General features: G+C 65.1%; 18 protein-coding genes. 5 read left to right on the forward strand and 13 right to left on the reverse strand.

From position 1 onward, the window contains the following. Together G8E10_RS19415 and G8E10_RS19420 are read left to right on the forward strand one after the other, a co-directional pair. A complete protein-coding gene (locus G8E10_RS19415) occupies positions 1-846 on the forward strand; it encodes a precorrin-2 C(20)-methyltransferase (protein WP_281517684.1) in 846 nt (281 codons plus the stop codon). Next, positions 843-1,607: a precorrin-3B C(17)-methyltransferase gene (locus G8E10_RS19420; RefSeq protein ID WP_167130380.1), complete on the forward strand. Its 765-nt coding sequence runs from the start codon at positions 843-845 to the stop codon at positions 1,605-1,607. Before G8E10_RS19415 ends, G8E10_RS19420 begins: the two co-directional genes overlap by 4 nt. Here the strand turns inward: G8E10_RS19420 and G8E10_RS19425 are convergent. Further along, on the reverse strand, positions 1,571-2,335 hold the full coding sequence (locus G8E10_RS19425) for a cobalt-precorrin-6A reductase (protein WP_110800868.1): 765 nt from the start codon (positions 2,333-2,335) through the stop codon (positions 1,571-1,573). The genes G8E10_RS19420 and G8E10_RS19425 overlap by 37 nt on opposite strands. On the opposite strand from G8E10_RS19425, the gene cbiE reads away from it, so the two are divergent. Together cbiE and cobM are read left to right on the forward strand one after the other, a co-directional pair. Further along, positions 2,334-3,635, forward strand: a complete 1,302-nt coding sequence (gene cbiE / locus G8E10_RS19430; protein WP_167130381.1) for a precorrin-6y C5,15-methyltransferase (decarboxylating) subunit CbiE — start codon at positions 2,334-2,336, stop codon at positions 3,633-3,635. The genes G8E10_RS19425 and cbiE overlap by 2 nt on opposite strands. After that, a complete protein-coding gene (cobM, locus tag G8E10_RS19435) occupies positions 3,632-4,396 on the forward strand; it encodes a precorrin-4 C(11)-methyltransferase (RefSeq protein ID WP_132665189.1) in 765 nt (254 codons plus the stop codon). Before cbiE ends, cobM begins: the two co-directional genes overlap by 4 nt. On the opposite strand, the gene mnhG is transcribed toward cobM, so the two are convergent. From mnhG to G8E10_RS19490, 11 genes are all read right to left on the reverse strand, one after another. After that, positions 4,393-4,770 carry a monovalent cation/H(+) antiporter subunit G gene (mnhG, locus tag G8E10_RS19440; RefSeq protein ID WP_110800865.1) on the reverse strand — a complete coding sequence of 126 codons (378 nt, stop codon included), beginning with the start codon at positions 4,768-4,770 and terminating at the stop codon, positions 4,393-4,395. The two genes, cobM and mnhG, sit on opposite strands and share 4 nt — an antisense overlap. Next, positions 4,767-5,048 (reverse strand): K+/H+ antiporter subunit F, encoded by a 282-nt coding sequence (locus G8E10_RS19445; RefSeq protein WP_110730251.1) that lies wholly within the window; start codon positions 5,046-5,048, stop codon positions 4,767-4,769. The genes mnhG and G8E10_RS19445 overlap by 4 nt, the downstream gene beginning before the upstream one ends. Further along, positions 5,045-5,533: a Na+/H+ antiporter subunit E gene (locus G8E10_RS19450; protein ID WP_110730250.1), complete on the reverse strand. Its 489-nt coding sequence runs from the start codon at positions 5,531-5,533 to the stop codon at positions 5,045-5,047. Before G8E10_RS19450 ends, G8E10_RS19445 begins: the two co-directional genes overlap by 4 nt. Then, positions 5,533-7,146 carry a monovalent cation/H+ antiporter subunit D gene (locus G8E10_RS19455; protein WP_132448590.1) on the reverse strand — a complete coding sequence of 538 codons (1,614 nt, stop codon included), beginning with the start codon at positions 7,144-7,146 and terminating at the stop codon, positions 5,533-5,535. Before G8E10_RS19455 ends, G8E10_RS19450 begins: the two co-directional genes overlap by 1 nt. Further along, on the reverse strand, positions 7,143-7,484 hold the full coding sequence (locus tag G8E10_RS19460; protein WP_092930522.1) for a Na+/H+ antiporter subunit C: 342 nt from the start codon (positions 7,482-7,484) through the stop codon (positions 7,143-7,145). Before G8E10_RS19460 ends, G8E10_RS19455 begins: the two co-directional genes overlap by 4 nt. Beyond that, the gene (locus tag G8E10_RS19465; protein ID WP_425530857.1) at positions 7,484-10,408 is read right to left on the reverse strand and encodes a monovalent cation/H+ antiporter subunit A; all 2,925 of its coding nucleotides are present in this window, start codon (positions 10,406-10,408) and stop codon (positions 7,484-7,486) included. The genes G8E10_RS19460 and G8E10_RS19465 overlap by 1 nt, the downstream gene beginning before the upstream one ends. Positions 10,409-10,823: 415 nt before the next feature. Further along, positions 10,824-12,236, reverse strand: coding sequence for an efflux transporter outer membrane subunit (locus G8E10_RS19470; RefSeq protein ID WP_167130383.1), 1,413 nt, complete (start codon positions 12,234-12,236; stop codon positions 10,824-10,826). Between the two features lie 563 nt (positions 12,237-12,799). Then, the gene (locus G8E10_RS19475) at positions 12,800-14,443 is read right to left on the reverse strand and encodes a cisplatin damage response ATP-dependent DNA ligase (protein WP_167130435.1); all 1,644 of its coding nucleotides are present in this window, start codon (positions 14,441-14,443) and stop codon (positions 12,800-12,802) included. After that, on the reverse strand, positions 14,443-15,453 hold the full coding sequence (locus G8E10_RS19480) for a ligase-associated DNA damage response exonuclease (RefSeq protein ID WP_167130384.1): 1,011 nt from the start codon (positions 15,451-15,453) through the stop codon (positions 14,443-14,445). Before G8E10_RS19480 ends, G8E10_RS19475 begins: the two co-directional genes overlap by 1 nt. 67 nt (positions 15,454-15,520) lie before the next feature. Beyond that, complete coding sequence (locus tag G8E10_RS19485; RefSeq protein ID WP_167130385.1) at positions 15,521-16,471, reverse strand: nucleoside hydrolase; 951 nt, start codon at positions 16,469-16,471, stop codon at positions 15,521-15,523. Positions 16,472-16,480: 9 nt separating this feature from the next. After that, positions 16,481-17,752: an NAD(P)/FAD-dependent oxidoreductase gene (locus G8E10_RS19490; RefSeq protein WP_281517685.1), complete on the reverse strand. Its 1,272-nt coding sequence runs from the start codon at positions 17,750-17,752 to the stop codon at positions 16,481-16,483. 205 nt (positions 17,753-17,957) lie between these two features. On the opposite strand from G8E10_RS19490, the gene G8E10_RS19495 reads away from it, so the two are divergent. After that, positions 17,958-19,298, forward strand: coding sequence for a hypothetical protein (locus tag G8E10_RS19495; RefSeq protein WP_167130386.1), 1,341 nt, complete (start codon positions 17,958-17,960; stop codon positions 19,296-19,298). A 27-nt stretch (positions 19,299-19,325) separates the two neighbouring features. Here G8E10_RS19495 and lysS read toward each other — a convergent pair whose 3' ends face one another. Further along, complete coding sequence (gene lysS / locus G8E10_RS19500) at positions 19,326-20,816, reverse strand: lysine--tRNA ligase (protein WP_167130387.1); 1,491 nt, start codon at positions 20,814-20,816, stop codon at positions 19,326-19,328. Positions 20,817-20,873: the final 57 nt, after the last annotated feature.

The raw sequence follows: 20,873 nt of genomic DNA on the forward strand, positions 1-20,873 counted from the left end.
ATGACGGGAGATATGGAGACGAGTGTCGGCGGCGCAGCCCTTGCGGGCGTGGCGGCCGGACGCCTGATCGGCGTCGGCACCGGGCCGGGCGATCCGGAGTTGCTGACGCTGAAGGCGGTGCGGGCGCTGGCCGAGGCCGATGTGCTCGCCTATTTCGCAAAGGCCGGTCGGCGCGGCAACGGGCGCACCATTCTCGATGGCCTGGGGAAGGCGGACGGCGTTGCCGCCTTGTTTGCGCCGGGGCAGATGGCGGGCATCCTGAAGCCCGGTCGCATCGAGCTGCCGCTCTATTATCCCGTTACCGTCGAGATCGACAAGGAGCACGACGACTATAAGGGCCAGATCACCGGCTTCTACGATGCGTCTGCCGCGAGCGTCGCCGCGCATTTGGATGCCGGGCGGACGGTGGCGATCCTCAGCGAAGGCGATCCAATGTTTTACGGGTCCTACATGCACCTGCATGTGCGGCTTGCCGGTCGTTACGCCGCCGAGGTCGTGCCGGGGGTGACGGCAATGTCCGGCTGCTGGTCGCTCGCCGGCCTGCCGATCGTGCAGGGCGACGACGTGCTGTCGGTCCTGCCGGGCACCATGGACGAGGCCGAACTCTGCCGCCGGCTCGGCGATACGCAGGCGGCGGTGATCATGAAGGTGGGGCGCAACCTGCCAAAAATCCGCCGCGCGCTTGCCGCTTCCGGCAAGCTTGAAAACGCTGTCTATGTCGAGCGTGGCACGATGGCGAATGCGGCGATGACGCCGCTTGCCGACAAACTGACCGATGAAGCGCCCTATTTCTCGCTGGTGCTCGTGCCCGGCTGGAGCGGCCGCATCATGGACGGTTCCGCATGAGCGGCCGCCTGACCGTCGTCGGCACCGGCCCGGGCGATCCGCGCCAGACGACACCGGAGGCGCTGGAGGCGATCGCTGCGGCCAGCCATTTCTTCGGCTACGGACCTTATCTCGACCGCCTCTCGCTGCGCCCAGATCAGGTGCGCGTCGCCTCGGACAATCGCGAAGAGCTCGATCGCGCCAAAGCGGCGCTGACGCATGCTGCAGAAGGCGCCGACGTCTGCGTCGTCTCCGGCGGAGATCCGGGCGTCTTCGCGATGGCCGCTGCCGTTTGCGAGGCGATCGACCATGGGCCGGACATCTGGCGCGAGATCGACTTTCGCGTGACGCCCGGCGTGACGGCCATGCTGGCGGTTGCCGCCCGGATCGGCGCGCCACTCGGGCACGATTTCTGCGCCATTTCGCTCTCGGACAATCTGAAACCCTGGGAGATCATTACCCGGCGGCTGGCGCTGGTGGCGGAGGCCGGGCTCGTCATCGCGCTCTACAATCCCATCAGCAAGGCGCGGCCGTGGCAGCTCGGCGCTGCCTTCGACGTGTTGCGGCCTATCCTGCCGGCGCAAACGCCCGTGATCTTCGGCCGCGCCGCCGGCCGGCCGGACGAGCGGATGCGCGTCATGCCGCTGGCCGAGGCGGATGCGACGGTTGCCGACATGGCAACCTGCGTCATCATCGGCTCGCCGGAAACACGCGTCATCGCCCGGCCCGGCCGTGGCGATCTGGTCTACACGCCGCGTTTCCTGCCCGGAGCGAGAACGTGATCGATGCGGGCGAGCGCCTCCTCCACCGTGCCGACCGTGGGCAGCGCAGCCTCGCTCGAGCGTTCGACGAGGATAACGGGTATCTTCAGCGCTCTGGCCGCTGCGATCTTGCCATAGGTGGCACTGCCGCCGCTGTTCTTGGCGACGATGCAGTCGATGCCGTGCTCCACGAGCAAGGCATGCTCTTCGGTTTCACCAAACGGCCCCGTCGCGAGGATGTAACGAACATCCGGCAGGGTGAGGGGCGGATCGACGGGATCGACGCTGCGCACGAGATAGGCATGCTGCGGCGAGGCTTCAAACAGTGCTGCCTCCTGTCGGCCGATCGCAAGGAGCACGCGCCGCGGCGTTTTGCCCAGCGCTGCGACGGCGGCATTCATGCTCTCGACGCAGGTCCAGAGGTCGCCCGGCTGGCGCTCCCAGGGCGGACGGCGAAGGGCGAAGGCGGGGATGCCGGTTTCCAATGCGGCTTTCGCGGCGTTGTTCGAAATACGGGTCGCAAAGGGATGTGTCGCGTCGATAAGAAGATCGAAGTTTTCGGCTCTCAGCGTCCGCGCGAGGCCCTCGGCGCCGCCGAAGCCGCCGATGCGTGTAGGGACAGGCTGCGCCATCGGCGCGCTCGTTCGGCCGGCAAGGGAGAGCACCACGTCGTGCGCAGTCGTGGCCAAGGCACCCGCCAGCACGCGGGCTTCCGTGGTGCCGCCAAGAATAAGGATATGATGGCTCATGCGTGACGGCGAAAACGCTTCCCTGACGACGGAACCCTGGCTGACGATCATCGGCCTTGGAGAAGACGGTCTAGCGGGTCTCGGCGAGGAGGCCAAGCAGGCGATCTCCGCGGCGCGTCTCGTCTTCGGCGGCACGCGGCATCTGGCTCTGGCCGCGCCTCTGATCACGGGGGAAAGCTGCCCCTGGTCGAGCCCGTTCGAGACCGCCATCGATGTCGTGGTGGCGATGGCCGGCATGCCGGTCGTCGTGCTCGCCTCCGGCGATCCCTTCTTCTTCGGCGTCGGCGTCACCCTGTCGCGCCGCATCGATCCGGCCCAGATGCGCGTCCTGCCTGCGCCCTCGGCCTTCAGTCTTGCGGCGGCGCGGCTCGGTTGGGCGCTGCAGGATGTCGTCTGCCTGTCGCTGCACGGCCGGCCGCTCGATTTGATCCGCCCGCATCTGCACGGGGGAACGCGTATTCTAGCGTTGACCTCCGACGGGGACGGGCCGGCGGCCGTTGCCGAACTCATGCGCAATACCGGCTTCGGCGCCTCCGCCTTCACCGTGCTCGAAGCGATGGGTGGGCCGCAGGAGCGGGTGAGCCTTCATACAGCAGGCGGTTTCGATCTCGTGGATTGCCATTCCCTCAATGTCTGCGCCATCGAGGTGGTCGCTGGGGCGAATGCGCGGGTTCTTGGACTGTCCCCCGGGCTTCCCGATGATCTGTTCGATCATGACGGGCAGATCACCAAGCGGGAGGTTCGGGCGCTGACGCTCTCGGCGTTGTCTCCACGGCGTAGCGAATGGCTTTGGGATATCGGCGCGGGTGCCGGGTCCATCGCGATCGAGTGGATGCTGGCCGATCCATCGCTGCGCGCTGTCGCCATAGAAGCGCACCCGGAGCGGGCGGCGCGGATTGCGCGCAATGCCCAGGCCTTCGGCGTGCCTGACCTTCGCGTCGTGGAAGATGCCGCGCCACAGGCGCTGGCTGGTCTTGCCGGGGAACGCCGGCCCGATGCAATCTTCGTTGGTGGCGGCGGTACCGTGCCCCGTGTGATGGATGCGGCGCTTGCAGCCCTGCGGCCCGGCGGGCGGCTGGTCGCGAATGCGGTGACGACGGAGATGGAAGCGGTGCTGCTCGCCGCTCACGCCGCCCATGGCGGTAGCCTGACCCGAATCGACATCGCCCGTGCATCACCTGTGGGCACGATGACGGGCTGGCGCCCGGCCATGCCGGTGACGCAGTGGGCTTGGACCAAGCCGCTGCAAGACGACACCGGCGAAGACGTACACGACCGCACGCAGGGAGAGCCGGCATGACCGTTCATTTTATCGGTGCCGGTCCGGGTGCTGCCGATCTCATCACCGTGCGCGGGCGCGATCTGATCGCGGCCTCGCCTGTCTGCCTGTTTGCCGGCTCCATCGTATCGCGCGACCTGCTCGGCTATTGCCCGCCGGGTGCCCGGATCGTAGACACGGCTCCCTTGTCGCTGGACGAGATCGAGGCGGAATATGTGCGGGCGGAGGCTGGTGGCGAGGATGTGGCGCGGCTGCATTCCGGCGATCTCTCCGTCTGGAGTGCGGTGGCCGAGCAGGTGCGGCGGCTGGAGGCACATGGTATCGCCTATACGATGACGCCCGGGGTGCCGGCTTTTGCGGCGGCGGCGGCGGCACTTGGGCGTGAACTGACCTTGCCGGCGCTGGCGCAGAGCCTCGTGCTCACGCGGGTTTCCGGTCGTGCCTCGCCCATGCCGAATGCGGAGACGCTGGCCAATTTCGGCGCGACGGGTGCGACGCTCGCCATTCACCTTGCCATTCACGCGCTGCCGCAGATCGTCGCCGAGCTCACCCCGCTCTATGGCGCCGACTGCCCGGTGGCCATCGTCGTCAAGGCGTCGTGGCCGGACGAGCGGGTGGTGCGCGGTACGCTGGAGGATATCGAGGCGCGTGTAGCGGAAAACCCGATCGAGCGGACGGCGCTGATCTTCGTCGGGCGGACGCTCACGGCCGACGGGTTCCGCGAGAGTGCGCTTTACGATGCGGGTTACCAGCGGCGGTTCCGCGGGCGCGACGGGCTTTAGATGTCGATGCCCGGATCGGCTTTTGCCGTTTCCGTCTTGCGCGGGACGTCCGCGCTCTTTTCCGCACGGTCGCGATAGAGCGCGGACTGGCCGAGCAGCATTAGCGTGACCGGCGTGGTCACGATCATGAAGATCACGATGAGGACTTCATGCACGATCCAGCGGTTCTGGAGTACGGCGAAGGCGAGCATCGAGGACATGGCGATCAGCAGGACACCGCCGCTGGTGCAGAGCGTCGGCGCGTGCAGGCGCTCGTAGAAGCTCGGGAAGCGGACGAGCCCTATGGCGCCGGCCAGCGTGATGGCGGCGCCCGACAGCAGGAGCAGGCAGACGGGGATGGCGGCCCAGACCGGCAGATCGACCAGAAATGTCATTCGATCACCTCGCCGCGCATCAGGAACTTGGCAAAGGCTATGGTCGAAACGAAGCCGAGCATGGCGATCGTCAGAGCGGCTTCAAAATAGAGCACGTTGGCCGTGCGGATGCCGAAGGTCAGCAGCAGCAGCATGCCGGTGATATAGACCGTATCGAGCCCGAGAATGCGATCCTGTGCCCGCGGCCCTTTGGCGACGCGGTAGAGCGCGCAGATCATGGCAAGGCCGATCATGATCTGCGAGATCAGTACCGACCAGATGATGAGAAGTTCGGTCATTCGAAGATCTCCTTGAGAAGCCGCTCGTAACGGTTGGTGACGATGGACTGCCAGTCCTTGCCGTCGGCCGTGTCGAGCACGTGAATGAGGAGCATGCGGGTCTGGCGATCATATTCGAGCCAGGCGGTGCCGGGCGTGGTCGTGAGGATGCAGGCGAGCAACGCGAGGGCGTTGTCGTCCTTCAGCGTCAGTTCCAGCATGACGAAGGCTGACTGGACGGGCGGCTTGCGACGCGAGAGGACGGCGCCGAGCACCGCGACGTTGGATTGCGCGATATCCTTGATCACGGTGCCTGCCAGACGGAGCGCGGCGCCCGGCCGGCGCAGGCGCGACTTGCTCGGCTCCAGATTGACCATGGCCCAGGAAAGGGACACGGACAGGATGGTGCCCAGCACGATCTGTCCCGGCGACACCGACTGGTTGACGAGCAGCCAGAAGCCGAGAAGCAGGAGCGACAGAAGCGGATAGGGGAACCAGTAGCGCATCACGATCCCCCGTGGGAAACGACCGGCACGGCATCGCGCACGCTGCCGATGTAGATCTGCGGCTGCGACAGGGCCGTTGCCGTATCCTGGAGATAGCGCAGCGCGTGACCGGACTGCAAAGTCAGGAAGCCGCAGGCGGCGAGAAGCACGAGCACGGGCGTGATCTCGATCAGCCGGACGCGGGGCACGGTGCCCTCGATCGAATTCCAGAAGGTGCGGATGCCGACCCGGTTGAGCGCGATTAGCGCTGCAAGGCCCGAGAGGATGAGCAGCGCTACGAAGGTCCACTGCGCCGCCGTGATGGGGGCGTTTTCGCCGAGGCTCGCAAACAGCCCGTGTAGGATCGCGAACTTGGCGACGAAGCCCGACAGGGGCGGCAGGCCCGCCATCAGCATGGTGCAGGCGACGAAGCAGATGCCGAGCACGGCCATGGTGCCGGGCACGGCCGCGCCGACTTCCTTCTCGGCCTCGTCGTCATCGCCGTCGCCATAGGCTTCCATCGTGACCGCGAGAACGTCGGCGCCCGCGTCTCTGGCGCGCTCCACGAGGTCGATGAGCAGGAAGAAAGCGCAGATGCCGAGCGTGGACGAGATCAGATAGAACAGTGTGCCAGGAATGACGCCGGTGATGCCGAGGCCGATGGCGGCCATCAGCGAGCCGGACGAGATCAGCACGTAGTAGCTCGCAAGCCGGCCCATCGCCTGCGACGCCATGACGCCGATCGTGCCGAAGGTGACGGTGAGCAGGCCGCCATAGAGGAGGACGCCCTGTCCGAAGCCTGCGGAGGTGCCGGCCTCATTGCCAAAAAGAAGGAGCGACAGGCGGAGCAGGATATAGACACCGACCTTGGTGAGGATGGCGAACATCGCCGCGACGGGTGGCGTTGCCGCGGAATAGGCTTGGGGCAGCCAGAAGCCGAGTGGCCACATGCCCGCTTTCACGAGAAATGCGACGCCGAGAACGGCAGCGCCGGCCTCCAGCAGCATGCGGTTCTCGGCACTCAGATCCGGAATGCGCAGAGCGAGATCGGCCATGTTGAGCGTGCCGGATGCCCCGTAGATCAGGCTGACGCCGATAAGGAACAGCGACGAGGCGGCGAGATTGATGGCGATGTAATGCAGGCCCGCCTTGACGCGCACGGGGCCGGATCCGTGCAGCATCAGGCCGTAGGATGCGGCCAGCATGATCTCGAAGAAGACGAACAGGTTGAACAGGTCGCCCGTCAGAAACGCGCCGTTGACCCCGACCAGCATGAACTGGAACAGCGTGTGGAAATGGGGACCGGCCTTGTGCCAGCGCGCCATGGAGAACATCTGGGCGCAGAGCGCCATCAGCGTCGTCAGCGTGATCATCATCGCCGAAAGGCGATCGACGACGAGGACGATGCCATAGGGGGCAGCCCAGTTGCCGAGTTGGTAGACGAGCGAGCCATTGTCCTGCGCCGTGGCGGAGGCGATCATCAAGGCCGTGCCGGTGAGCAGCAACACGAGCGTCGCACCGAAGCTCAAGCTACCTTTCAATATTCGCCGGCGCTCGTCGATCGGGATCAGAGCCGCAGCGGTGACGAAGGGCAGGAGGATCGGCAGGATGATCAGGTGTCCGAGCCAGTTCATCGCTCTTCCCTCCCATCCACATGGTCGTTGCCGGTAAAGCCGCGCGAGGCGAGCAGCACCACGAGGAAAAGTGCGGTCATGGCAAAGCCGATGACGATGGCGGTGAGCACCAGCGCCTGCGGCAGCGGATCGGTATGGGTGAGGAACCCGCCGGCCACGCCCTTTTCGAGCACCGGAGGCGCGTTAAGCCGCAGGCGTCCCATGCCGAAGATGAAGAGGTTGACCGCATAGGACAGCAGCGCCAGCCCGACGACGACCTGATAGGTTCGCGGACGGAAGAGGAGCCAGATGCCGGAGCCCGCGAAGACGCCGATGCCGGCGGACAGAACGAGTTCCATCAGTTCTTCTCCTTTCCGGACAGTTTGACGCTGCGCATATGGGCGCGCGGCGAGCGGACGGACTGGTGGGCAAGCGCGATCAGGATCAGTACGGTGGCGCCAGTCACGAGCGAGAAGACGCCGAGATCGAACAGGATGGCGCTGGCGAGCGGCATCTCGCCGATCAGCGGCAGGTCCGCATAGCGCGAATGCGTGGTGAGAAAGGGATAGCCGAACATCCAGGATCCGAGCCCCGTGGCGGTGGAGACCAGAAGGCCGACGCTGATCCAGCGCAGCGGATGGATGCGCAGCCGCTCCTCAACCCAGCGCGTGCCGCTGCTCATATATTGCAGGATGAAGCCGATGGAGAGGGCGATGCCTGCCGCAAAGCCGCCGCCCGGCAGGTCGTGACCGCGGAAGAACAGGAAGGCTGCGAACATGCCGATGACGGGGAAGAGCCAGCGCATGATGACCGAGGGGATGTGCAGATATTCGGCCACGCTCTCCCCGGTTTCGCGCTCGGGGTGGCGCGCATCGAACGCATTCTGGACGCGCTGCTGTTCCGGACGCTCGAGGCTTTCGGCCGCCGGGCGGAAGCGCAGGAGCAGCGAGAACACGGTGAGCGCGACGATGGCGAGCACCGCGATTTCACCGAACGTATCGAACCCGCGGAAGTCGACGAGGATCACGTTGACCACATTGGTGCCGCCGCCTTCGGAATAGGCACGCTCCAGGAAGTAGCTGGAGATCGTCTCCGGCATCGGCCGCGTCATGACCGTGTAGGAGATCAGCATCAGGCCGACCCCAGCGGTGACCGCGACCACCAGATCGCGAAGGCGGCGCATGCGCACGCCGACGGACATGGCGGCGGCGTCGCCCTTCTCGAAGCGCTTGGGAAGCCAGCGCAGGCCGAGGAGAATGAGAACCGTGGTGACGATTTCGACCAGAAGCTGGGTGACGGCCAAATCCGGTGCCGACAGCCAGACGAAGGTGATGCAGGTGACGAGGCCCGCGCCGCCGAGAAGAACGAGGGCCGCGAGACGGTGGAACTTCGCCTGGTAGGCCGCGCCGACGGCGCAGGCCATACCGATCAGCCAGAGAATGGCGAAGACCGGATCTATGCCGCGGAAAGCGAAGTCGGTAGGCTGGAAGCGGCCCCATAAAAGGGGCGCGGCCGTTGCGGCAATGGCTGTGAAGATGAGGATGCGCATCTGCGGCTGGAGACGCCGCGTGCCGGCCTTCATCTCCACCATGCGTGCCCATTTCCAGGAGATGGTGACGAGAATGCGCTCGAAGATGCGCTGGCCCTGCAGCCTGCGGAAATAGGGCGGGCCCTCGACGCTGGTGGCAAGATAGGGCCGCATGACGACATAGAGCAGGATGCCGGCCACGAGCGCGAAGAGGCTCATGAAAAAGGGCAGGTTCCACCCGTGCCAGACGGCAAGGCTGTAGACCGGCGTCGCATCGCGCAGCACGGAGACCACGGCCGTGTGCAGCAGCGGCCCGATGGTGAGGCTCGGCACGATGCCGATCACGAGGCAGGCGAGCACGAGGAAGCCGATCGGCGCGATCATCCAGGGCGGCGGCTCATGCGGCTCGCTCGGCAGGTCGTGCGGCTTCGGGCCGAAGAAGACGGTGTAGATGAAGCGGAGCGAGTAGGTGACGGCAAAGAGGCTCGCTAGCGTCGCCACATAGGGCGTCAGCGTGTCGAGAAGGTTGACCCGGTGCGTTTCGATGGCTTCCGCAAAGAACATTTCCTTGGAGAGGAAGCCGTTGAGGAGTGGCACGCCCGCCATGGAGGCGCTCGCGACCATGGCGAGCGTGGCGGTTATCGGCATGTATCGAAACAGCCCGCTGAGGCGCCGCATGTCGCGGGTTCCGGTCTCGTGATCGATGATGCCGGCTGCCATGAACAGCGATGCCTTGAAGGTCGCGTGGTTCATGGTGTGGAAGATCGCGGCAACGGCGGCCAGCGGACTGCCGAGGCTGAGGAGAACGGTGATGAGACCGAGATGGCTGATGGTGGAGTAGGCGAGCAAGCCCTTGAGGTCCTGCTGGAAGATAGCGAAGTAGGCACTGAGCAGCAGCGTCGAGAGGCCGGCAAGGCCGACCAGCCAGAACCAGGCATCGGTGCCTGCCATGACCGGCCAGAACCGGGTGAGGAGGAAGACGCCAGCCTTGACCAGCGTGGCCGAATGGAGAAAGGCGGAGACCGGCGTGGGGGCCGCCATGGCCTGCGGCAGCCAGAAGTGGAACGGAAACTGCGCGCTCTTGGTCAAAGCACCGACGAGCACCAGAACGAGGATCGGCACATAGAGCGGATGGTCTCGGATCGTATCGCCGGAGGCCAGCACCACGTCGAGATCATAGCTGCCGACGACATGGCCGACGAGCAGCAGGCCGACGAAGAGGCAGAGCCCGCCGGTGCCCGTGACGGTCAGCGCCATGCGGGCGCCGTCTCGCGCATTGGCATTGTGATACCAGTAGCCGATCAGCAGGAAGGAGATGATGCTCGTCAGCTCCCAGAAGATCGAGAGGAGGATGAGATTGCCCGAGAGCACGAGGCCGAGCATGGCACCCATAAAGGCGAGGAACATCGAGAAGAAGCGCGGAACCGGATCTTCCGCCGACATGTAGTAGCGCGCATAGACCACGACCAGCAGCGCGATGGCGCTGATCAGGGCCGAAAATAGCCAGGAGAAGCCATCCATGCGCAGCGTAAAATTCAGGCCGAACTGCGGAATCCAGGCGATATCGGTGCGCAGCACGCGGCCTTCGATCACGAAGACATAGAGCGACGTGGTGATCGCCAGACACAGGAAGGCAATCGTGCCCGAAAGCCAGGCGGCCAGCGTGCTTCGGTCGCTCGGCAGGCTGATGGCGATGAGGCTTCCCACGAACGGCGTGAGCACGAGCAACAGCAACAGGGTTTGCGCGATCTCTATGGTCATTTCCCCAGTTTGATCGTTACGATGTCAGCTTCCTCGCGCCGGCCTCTGCGCGATGCAGCGGTGGACGAAGCCTTCGGGGCCGGGTGGCATGAAGGGTCGGCGCGAGCGAACGCCGCGCGACACGCCGGAAATTTATGCCGGTATTCCGCCGCGATGCCAACCCGCGAAAGTGGCAAATAGACGCCCCTCGTCGTTTTTCCAGTTTGTCTTATAAACATCATGCGGTGTTTTCGGCGGGCAGGAGCCCTGCCTAACGTTTCGTGGCCGGGAGAGCCAAGGAAACATTGCGTTACCCATTCGTGATGGGCGACAGGAGGCCGGCCTGAAGATGGCGAGCGCTGCCCGGAATGCAAAACGCACCGGAGAGAGCATCTCCGGTGCGTTTTCACGTCGGTCTTGTTGCCGTCGCTTATTTCGTCGCGACTTCGATGCTCGAGCCGCCGCCGAGGGCGACGTTGAGGGCGACGTAGTTGGCGGCCAGGCTGCGGATGGCGGCTGCAAGCTGGATCCGGCTGTTGGACAGCGTGCGTTCCGCGTCGAGCACGTCGAGCAGCGAGGTCGCACCGCCGCGATAGCTTTCGCGGGCAAGGCCGAGAGCCTGTTCCGAGGAGGCAACGACCCGGCGCAGGGCGGACACCGTCTCATAGTTCTTACGCAGCGCGATCATCGCATTCTCGACTTCCTCGATGCCGTTGAGGACGGTCTGCTTCCAGACGAGATACTGCTCCTGTGCGACGGAGCGTTGCGCTTCGACATTGGCACGCAGGCGGCCGCCGTTGAAGATCGGTACGTCGAGCGTCGGGCCGAAGGACCAGCTCGTCAGGTTGCCCGTGACGGCATTGCCGAAGGTGCGGCCGGCGTTGATCGAGCCGCTGAGCGAGAGGCTCGGATAGAGCTGCGCTTCGGCCACGCCGATGCTAGCGGTTGCGGCAGCCAGCTGCCGCTCGGCAACGCGGATGTCGGGACGGTTGCGCACGAGATCGGCGGGAACGCCGACCTTGGTGTTGAACTTCGGCCACGGCTGCGCTTTGCCGCGTGTCAGCTCGGCAGTGATCGAGGTGGCGGGAAGGCCGAGCAGCGTTGCGATATGGTTCGCCGCTTGGTGGAAGCCGGTCTCATAGGCCGGAAGTTCGGCAAGCGTCGAGTTCACGAGGCCTTCGGCCTGCACGACGTCGAGGCTCGATGCGGCGCCGGCGCTGCGGATGTCGTTGGTCAGCTTCAGGGTCTCGCGGCGCGACGACAGGCTCAGCCTGGCAAGGGCCAGAGCTTCCTGATTGTAGCGAGCGTCGATGTAGGACGTCACGAGATCCGAGAGATAGGCGAGACGAGCGACGTTGATGTTGTTGTACGCGGCATCGAGCGACGCGTTGGCGCTTTCGCGAGCACGGCGGTACTGGCCGAAGAGATCGAGCAGCCAGGAGGCGCCGAGGCCGCTATCGAGCGACTTGGTCTCGGTGTGGCTGGTGCCGGAGGTCTTCTGAAGGTACGAGCCGTCGGAGCCCTGCACGTTGCCGGAACCGCTGCCATTCAGCGCGGGAAGGCCATCGGCACCGGCGATCACGACGTTGGCGCGCGCCTGGACGATGCGTTCGATCGACTGCTGGACATCAAGGTTCTGGTTCATGCCCTGGGTCACGAGAGCGTCAAGCTTCTTGTCGTGGAAACTCTGCCACCAGGGGTTCAGGGTCACGTTGGCTGCGGGGGCGTCGGCCTTGGAAAATTTGGCTGGCAGGTTGTCGGACGGCGTCTGGTAATCCGGACCCACCACGCAGCCGGACAGCAGGAGCATGCTCATGGGAAGGAGCGCTTGAGCAATCTTCATAAGGGTCCCCATCCGGCAAACGATGCGCCGGTAACGAATGATTCACAATTGGTCTTTAGCATGTTCACCATCCGAAGCGAGGAAACAATCCAAAAGCTGAGGGCCTTCCGCATTATTGTCTGAAAGTGTTCCCCGCATGCCACGCTTCGCGAGCGTCATGTGGCGCGCAACGCATGGGCGAAGATGACGAAGTCTGTTCTAAATATCTGTAATCGCTTTCGATTTTTGGTATGTCCCAATCCATGCCACTCACGCGGATTGTGTTTTCCTTATTCCTTTTTCGGCCGTCTACCGGACGATCGAAGCGCGGCATTTCGCGTTTTCGGGCCTCAGAGCTGGCTTACCGAGGAATTCCGGTGTCCTTTCCATCGGACAGGGCGGACGCTGCATCGCACGGCCGCCGCGATATTGACGACGAACGGTCGAGACGGAGGCGTGCGGGAGAATCACTGTCGGTCGACCGGCTGGAAACAGTCATGCCGCGAAAAAGTGCGATCGCCGGGAACAAAGAGGCGTGATGTTTCGCGCATTCGAGCCGGTTGCAAAATCCTCTTGAAACCGGATTACACGTCGTCCGTCACCGGAGCGCCCGCGTCGATCATCGACACCAGCGTCTCCAGCCGGTCGGCGTCGCGCGGCAGCTTGTCCGTTCGCAGGCGCGAGATGCGGGGAAAGCGCATGGCGACGCCGGATTTGTGGCGGGAGGAGAAGGCGATGCCTTCGAACGCGACCTCCACCACGAAGCCCTGGTCGGGTTCCGCTCTCACCGAGCGAACCGGGCCGAAGCGTTCGACCGTGTTGTTGCGGACATAGCGGTCGAGCACTTCAAGCTCGGCATCGGTAAAGCCGAAATAGGCCTTGCCGACAGGCACGAGAACGTCGCCCTCGCCCTTGTCGCTCGCCGTCCAGACACCAAAGGTGAAGTCGGAGTAATAGCTCGACCGTTTGCCATGACCGCGTTGGGCATACATCAGCACGGCGTCGATATTGTAGGGCTCGCGCTTCCATTTGAACCACGGCCCTTTCATCCGCCCGGGTGTGTAGGGCGAGTCGCGGCGTTTCAGCATGATCCCCTCGATGACGGGATCGGGCGGCGCGGTTCTGAGCCGGTCAAGTTCCTCCCAGGACGAGAAGGGTACGAGCGGCGAGAGGTCGAAATGCAGCGGCGGCGTGGTGGCGATCAGTCTTTCCAGCGCTTCGCGCCTGACGTCGAAAGGCTCCGGGCGCATGTCGCGCGGGCCATCGAACAGGAGATCGTAGCCGCGCAGGAAGGCCGGATATTCCTCGATGGTCTTGCGGGTCACGACCTTGCGGTTCAGGCGCTGCTGCAGATCGGAGAAGCTGCGCGTCGCCTGATTGGAGCGCAGCGTTCCCCCGACCAGAAGCTCGCCATCGATCACGCCTTCGAAATCCACCGCTTCGAGGATGTCGGGGAAGGCCCCGGAGATATCGTCGCCGCTGCGGGAATAGAGCCGGCGGGTGCCCGAGAGATTGGCCAGCTGTACGCGGATACCGTCCCATTTCCATTCGGCGACGAAATCGGCGGGGTCGATACTATCGAGATCCTTGTCACCGACCGGCGTTGCCAGCATGACCGAGTGGAAGACGGCGGGCATGGTGAGTTCCGGGCGACCGGAATGGCCATCGAGCCAGGCGAACAGCTCGACGTAAGGCGGCAGGAGGCCGTGCCACAGCGTTTCGATTTCGCCGACATCGACCGTGCCCATCTCGCCTAGCGCCTGCTTGACGAGGCGGGACGAGACGCCGATGCGCATGGAGCCGGTGATGAGCTTGAGGAAGGCGAAGCGGCTGGAGCCATCAAGGCGATCGAGCAGGGTGCGCACGAGGTTGCGCACGTCCGCGCGGCCCACCGACTGGAGCTGCGCGACGATCGATCCGAGCGAGAGATCGCCCACGTCGGCACCATCGGGCTCGGTGCCCTCCCAGACGAGCGAGATGGTTTCGGCGAGATCGCCGACATAATCATAGGAATACTGGAAGAGGACCGGGTCCATCCGCTCCAGCATCAGTTGGCGCAGCACGTTCGGCTTGACGGTGGAGAGTGTCAGCGTGCCGGCGAGAGCAGCCAGCGCATAGCCGCGGTCCGGGTCTGGCGCCGTGCGGAAATAGTCGGTCAGGAGCCGGATCTTCGCATTGCGCGAGGGGGTGAGGACCAGACGGTCGAGAAGTTCGGCAAAATCCCGCATCATTCGCCCTCGTCGTCATAGCCGACCAGATGCAGCGGGCGGGCCTTGATGCCCTCCAGCTCGCACCAGCGGACGAGCGCTTCCTCGCGCCCATGGGTCACCCACACCTGCCCCGGCCGGATCTCACGGATGGTGTCGGTCAGTTCCGCCCAGTCGCAATGATCGGAGATGATGATCGGCAGTTCGACGCCGCGCTGCTTTGCCCTCTGGCGCACAAGCATCCAGCCGGAAGCGAAGATCGGGATCGGATCGGGGAAGCGGCGTGCCCATTTGTCGGCAAAGGCCGAGGGTGGGCCGATGACAACGGCGCCTGCAAAGGCCGGCTTCTCCTTCGCCGTGACAGTCGCCGGGCGCAGTTCGCCGAGCGGAATACCCTTGGAGAGATAGTAGTCGCAGAGCTTGACCAGCGCGCCGTGAATGTAGATCGGCTCGTGATAGCCCGCCTCGCGGAGCAGCATGATGACCCGCTGGGCCTTGCCGAGCGCGTAGGCGCCGACCAGATGGGCGCGCTCGGGAAATTGGCGCAGCGAGGTCAGGAGCTTGCCCACCTCGTCCGCATCCGGCGGATGATGGAAGACGGGCAGGCCGAAGGTCGCTTCCGTGATGAAGACATCGCAGGGCACGGGCTCGAAGGGGAGGCATGTCGGGTCGCGGCGGCGTTTGTAGTCGCCGGAGACGACGATTTTCGTACCCCCGCGACTGACCGCGATCTGGGCGGAGCCGAGAACATGGCCGGCTGGATGGAAGCTGACAGTCACGTCGCCGATTGTCATCGTTTCGCCGAGCACCGCCTCCTGCGACCGGCGGCAGAAATCGGCGCCGTAGCGGATCGCCATGATTTCCAGCGTCTCCCGCGTCGCCAGCACCTCGCCATGGCCGGAGCGGGCGTGGTCTGCATGGCCGTGGGTGATCAGGGCCTTGTCGACCGGATGCACCGGATCGATGTAAAAGCCGCCCGCTTCGCAGAACAGGCCCTTGGGCGTGGGATAAAGCAGCGTTTCCGGTCTCATGAGGATCTAAATAGCCGGACCGGGGCCGGCCGCCAGAGAGGCGGCCGGGATTCTTTGCAACCGACGCTTACGCGCGGGACAGCGTTTCGGTGATCAGCGCCATCACGGCATCCGCATCGATATCCGTGCAGACGGTCTGGCTCGGCAGCTCGTCCCAGGGGCTGGGCGGGAAGGATCGGCCATCGGCCTTCTGGATGGTCTGGCCATCCGCGATGCCGCCGCAGACGACACGGATCGCGCCGGTTCGTGTGGTGAAAAGCTCGGGCGCCACGACATAGACGCAAGCGCAGCTGTCATGCACGACCATGCCGTCGGCGACGATGTGGGCGTAGAAGTCGATGTAGAAATCGGAGATATCGGCCAGCAGTTTTGCGCGCGGGCCGGAGGCGGCGGCGATGGCTGCGAGTGCCGGGCGGGTCATGACCGTCTTCATCGTCACGTCGAGGCCGATGACGGTCACGGGCCATGCTGCACCCATCACGATGTCGGCGGCCTCCGGATCGCCATGGATATTGGCCTCTGCGGCGGGCGTGATGTTTCCGGCGACGTCGAAAGCGCCGCCCATGATGACCACGGCCTTCACCAGCGAGACGATCTCCGGATCTTCCGCGAGCGCCCGGGCAAGATTGGTCATGCGTCCCACAGCGACCAGCGTGACCTCGCCCGGATGGGCGCGCACCGTGTCGATGATGAAGCGATGGGCGGGACGCGCATCGGGTTCGCCCTCGACCGTGTCGGGGACCCCGATATTGCCGAGGCCGTCGTGCCCATGGATCATGACGGGCCAGTCGACATGGGCGCGTGCGGGGTCGATCGTCTCGGCCACGCCCTTTGCAACCGGTGCCGGAATGTCCCAGGCATTTTTGAGGAACAGCGCGTTGCGGGTCGTCGTCTCGATGGACGCGTTGCCGAAAATGGTCGTGATGCCCAGAAGGTCGATGTCAGGGTGCTGGTGCAAGAAGAGCAGCGCCATGGCGTCGTCCACGCCGGGATCGGTATCGAAAATGACTTTGTGCATGATGTCCCCTCAGGCCTTGGTGCCGCGCTGGAAGCGGCGAATGCTGAATGGCGCGAGCGCCGGTTGCTCGCCCTTGTCGAACAGGTCCGCGACGAGCCGGCCGGTGGTGGCCGAAAGCGTGAGGCCGAGATGGCCGTGGCCGAAGGCGAGCGCGATGCGCGGGTCGTCAGGGCTGAGGCTGATGACCGGCAAGCTGTCGGGCGTCGAGGGACGCCGGCCCATCCATTCCGTGCCGCCTGTCTCGGGCAGCGCGGGCACGTAACGGCGCATCTTGGTGCGCATCGCTTTCGCGCGGGCGAAGTTCGCAGGTGCGTCCGGCCGTGCCAGCTCCACGGCGCCGCCGACCCGCAGCGCATTGTCGAACGGCGTGGCGCAGAAGCCGTGCTCTGAGAAGAAGATCGGCATGGGCAGCGTCACTTGAGGATCGGCGAAGGTCGTGTTGTAGCCGCGCTCGGTTTCCAGAGAGACGCGAAGACCGAGGCCGCGCACGAGGTCGCGCGACCAGACGCCCGCGGCAATCACGGCCTTGTCGAAGGTGTGCGTGGCGCCGGCGGATGTCGTGAGCGTGATGCCATCCGGGCTCGGGCGGACCGCGGAAATGCTGGCATCGACCAGGGTCGCCCGGGCACGGACGTGCGCCTGCAGAGCGCGCAGGAAGGTCTCGGGGTGGCGGAAGGTGTGGTAGCCGGCCGAGAAGATGCCGCCTGCAAGCGAGCCCTCGAGGGCCGGAATGCGCGCGCGAACGTCGGCGGGGCTCAGGCGCTCCACCGCAAAGCCGAGCAGCTTTGCCGTTTCGCTTTCGTGGCGGAAGGCCGCATCGAGCGACGTTGGTGTGTCGAAGATCGTCATGGCGCCGGTGTGCTGCACCGGATCGACAAGGGAGGCCATGTCGGCGAGGTGCCTGTGGTCGTCGAGGACGGTTCGCATCAGGCCGAGGAGGGCGGTGCGGGTGCGGGCGGCCTGTGCGGGGCGGGCCGAGCGCAGAAAGGCGAGCAGCCAGGGGGTGAGGGCCGGCAGGTCGCTCCAACGCAGCGTCAGCGGCCCCAGCGGATCGGCAAGCCAGCGCGGGGCGGACAGAAGCATGTCCGGTCGGGCAATGGGGTCGATCTCCGGGATCGCCATAATGCCGGCATTGCCGACCGAGGCGGGAAGCCCGGTCGCGTCCTGCTCGAACAGCGTGACGTCATGGCCGCGCGCGATCAGGTGGATTGCCGTCGCACAACCGATGATGCCGCCGCCCACTATGCCGATCCGTGCCATGCCGTCCTGTCCGATGCTCAAGAAGTCTCTTGCCCAAGGTCATGCGCCATCCGCCCATCGGCAATCAAGGGCAAACGCAAGGGTGCGCACGGTTTTTCACGAAGCGCGGGCCACCGTGGGGCTGCGTGGATTAAAGCTTCCTCAACCCTGTTCGTTTACGGTCCAGCCGTGATGTCTGCCGCTGGCAGGCCATTTGGAGCGCGGGATTGGGCATGGAGCGGCGGAGGTGAAAGGTTTTTCCCTGAAGGTGCGGCTGTCGAAGAAGCGTCTTCTCGGCGCAGCTGTCGTTCTGGTCCTCGTCGGCGGCACTGGCGCTTATGTGCTGCAGAGCGGCTTGCTTTCGCATGAGGAGGCCAAGGTCAAGGCTTCCCAGCCCTCGGGCGTCGCCTGCACCACGACGGATCTCATCAAGCTCAATCGCGGCGGCCAGCGCTGGCTGCGCAAATATGTCCGTACGGACAATGTCGACGGCATCGAACGGGTGCGCACCGCGCTGCGCATTGCCGGCGTGCTCGCACAGTCGGAGAAGGCGGATCTCTATCAGATCGTCGTGCTCGACCGGGCGGGGCCAGAGGGCCGGGCGAACCTGCGCGGTGCCGCGATCGGCGCCGAAGTGCTGTTTGCGCCCGACCCGACGAAGTTGCCGGACATGGACCAACCCTTCATCGCCCGCTACGCCGACGGCAAGGCCAACGCCGTTGGTCTCTTTTATGGCGAGCGCAAAGCGCTTTCTCCCGAAGACATTCGTACGACGCTGACAGCAATGACCGATCGCGCCGATTGCGAGACGCTGGTCGCCGATGCATCCGTTGCGGTCGAGGGCGATGCGGTGGGCGGACACGGCAAGCCCGCCGGGCATGGCGAGAGCGCGGCCGAGGGACATGGCGCACCTGCGGAAGGCCACGGCGAGGCGCCGGCAGAGCATGGTGCGCCTGCCGAAGGGCCTGATGCGCCGACAGCCGCTAGCGAATCAGGCCACGAGGCACCCGTGAGCGAACACGCAGAAGGCGAGGCCGGTGGCGCGCAGACCGTTGCGGCAGAGGGCGGATGGTTCTCGACCGTAACCGCCTGGATCCCAGGCATGGGCGGCAAGGCCGCGCATGCGGATGGCGAAATATCGAAGGCTGCGGAACCTGCCCGGGATGGCATGTTGTCCACGGTCATGCGGCTGATCCCGGGAATGGGTGCGGACAAGGCGGAAGCGCCGGTGGCGAACGCCGATCATGCGCCCGAGACGCCTGAGCCCGGCACGTCCAAGCATGGTGCGCCCGAACAGGCGGTGACGGCTCCCGAGGATGGTCACGAGACAGATTCAGCGGGAACCGGGGGGCATGCAGCGGATGCGGCCCATGCGCCGAAGACGCCTGAGCCTGAGACGCCCGAGCATGGCACCTCCGAGCAGGCGGTGACGGTTCCCGAGGCCGATCACGAGAAGGATACGGCGGAAACCGAGGGACATGGCAAGGTCGCGGAAGACGCAGCCCACGCACCCGTCGCGGCCGAGGTGGAGCACGAGGCGGCGGTACCGCATGGCGTGACGCCCGAGGAAACCGGCGCCACGCATTGATGGCGCCGATCCTGAAAGACTCTTTCCTCAGTCTGCCTTGCGGCGGGCGGGGAAGAGGATGACGTCGCGGATCGACGGGGCGTTGGTCAACAGCATCACCAGGCGATCGACGCCGATGCCGAGACCGCCTGCGGGCGGCATGCCCTGGTCGATCGCATCGAGAAAATCGTCGTCCAGCTGCTTTTCCTTCTCGCCGCGGGCATGGGCCTGCTCGAGTTGCTCCACCATGCGGCGGCGCTGTTCTTCCGGATCGTTGAGCTCCGAGAAGGCGTTGCCGACTTCCCAGGCATTGCAATAGGTCTCGAAGCGTTCGACCAGACGCGGCTCGCCCGGCACTTCCTTGGCAAAGGGCGAGATGTCCTTGGGGAAATGCGTGACGTGGCTCGGCTGGATCAGCGTGCCCTCGACCTTCTCCTCGAAGATGAAGGCGAGGCATTCGCCCCAGGTCCAGTCCTTCTCGATCTCGAAGCCGGCCGCCTTGGCGGCGGCACGGGCTTCTTCGTCGGTCTTGATGGCGAGGAAATCGATGCCGGTAACGTCCTTCACGGCGTCCGGCATGGGGACGCGCTTGAAAGGGCCTGCGAAGGATAGCGTCTTATCGCCGAAGGTCACCTCGGTCGAGCCGTGGATGGCCATGGCAAGCGACGAGAACAGGCGTTCCACGAGGTCCATGATGTCCTCATAGTCGGCATAGGCCCAGTAGCACTCCATCATCGTGAATTCGGGATTGTGCCGGGTGGAGACGCCTTCGTTGCGGAAGTTGCGGTTGACCTCGAAAACCTTGTCGGCCAGGCCCGAGACCAGCGTGCGCTTCAGGAACAGTTCCGGCGCGATGCGCAGATACATGTCGAGCTTCAGCGTGTTGTGGTGCGTCTTGAAGGGCTCGGCGGTCGCGCCGCCATAGACGGAATGCAGCATGGGGGTCTCGACCTCCATGAAGCCGTCTTCTTCCATGAATCGGCGGATGCCGGAGATGATGCGCGCGCGCTGCTGGAAGCGGAGCTTCGAGTCCTCGTTGGTGAGAATGTCGAGGTGCCGCTTGCGGTAGCGCAGCTCGATGTCCGACAGGCCGTGCCACTTCTCCGGCATGGGCAGCAGCGCTTTGGTCAGCATGGTGATCTCTTGCGCGTTGATCGTCAGTTCGCCGCGCTTGGTGCGGCGCACGACGCCGGTGACGCCGATGATGTCGCCGATATCGACCATCGGCAGCAGGGCGCGGGCTTGCTCGGGCGTCGTGTCCTTGTGCGAGAAGATCTGGATTTTAGCCCCGGCATCGCGGATGTCCATGAACATGCCGGAATTACGCGACGAGAAGACGCGGCCGGCTACGGTGACCACATCTTCGGTCACGGCGTCAGGCTCCAGCCCTTCATATTTTTCCGCAAGCTCGGCGTTGGTGATCGTGCGGTGGAAGTGCGCGGGATAGACGTCACCGATCTGCTCGCGCAGCAGCTTCAGCTTCTGGGCGCGGACTTCGGTGACGTCGGATGAGAGGGCGGTGTCAAGCTTTTCGGTCATGGTTGCCTGTCCTGTGGCGGCAAGGCCGCGAAATGGTTCGATCTGATGATGATCTGT

It is taken from the genome of Ferranicluibacter rubi, from assembly GCF_011603255.1.
In the GTDB taxonomy this organism is placed as follows: Bacteria; Pseudomonadota; Alphaproteobacteria; order Rhizobiales; family Rhizobiaceae; genus Ferranicluibacter; species Ferranicluibacter rubi.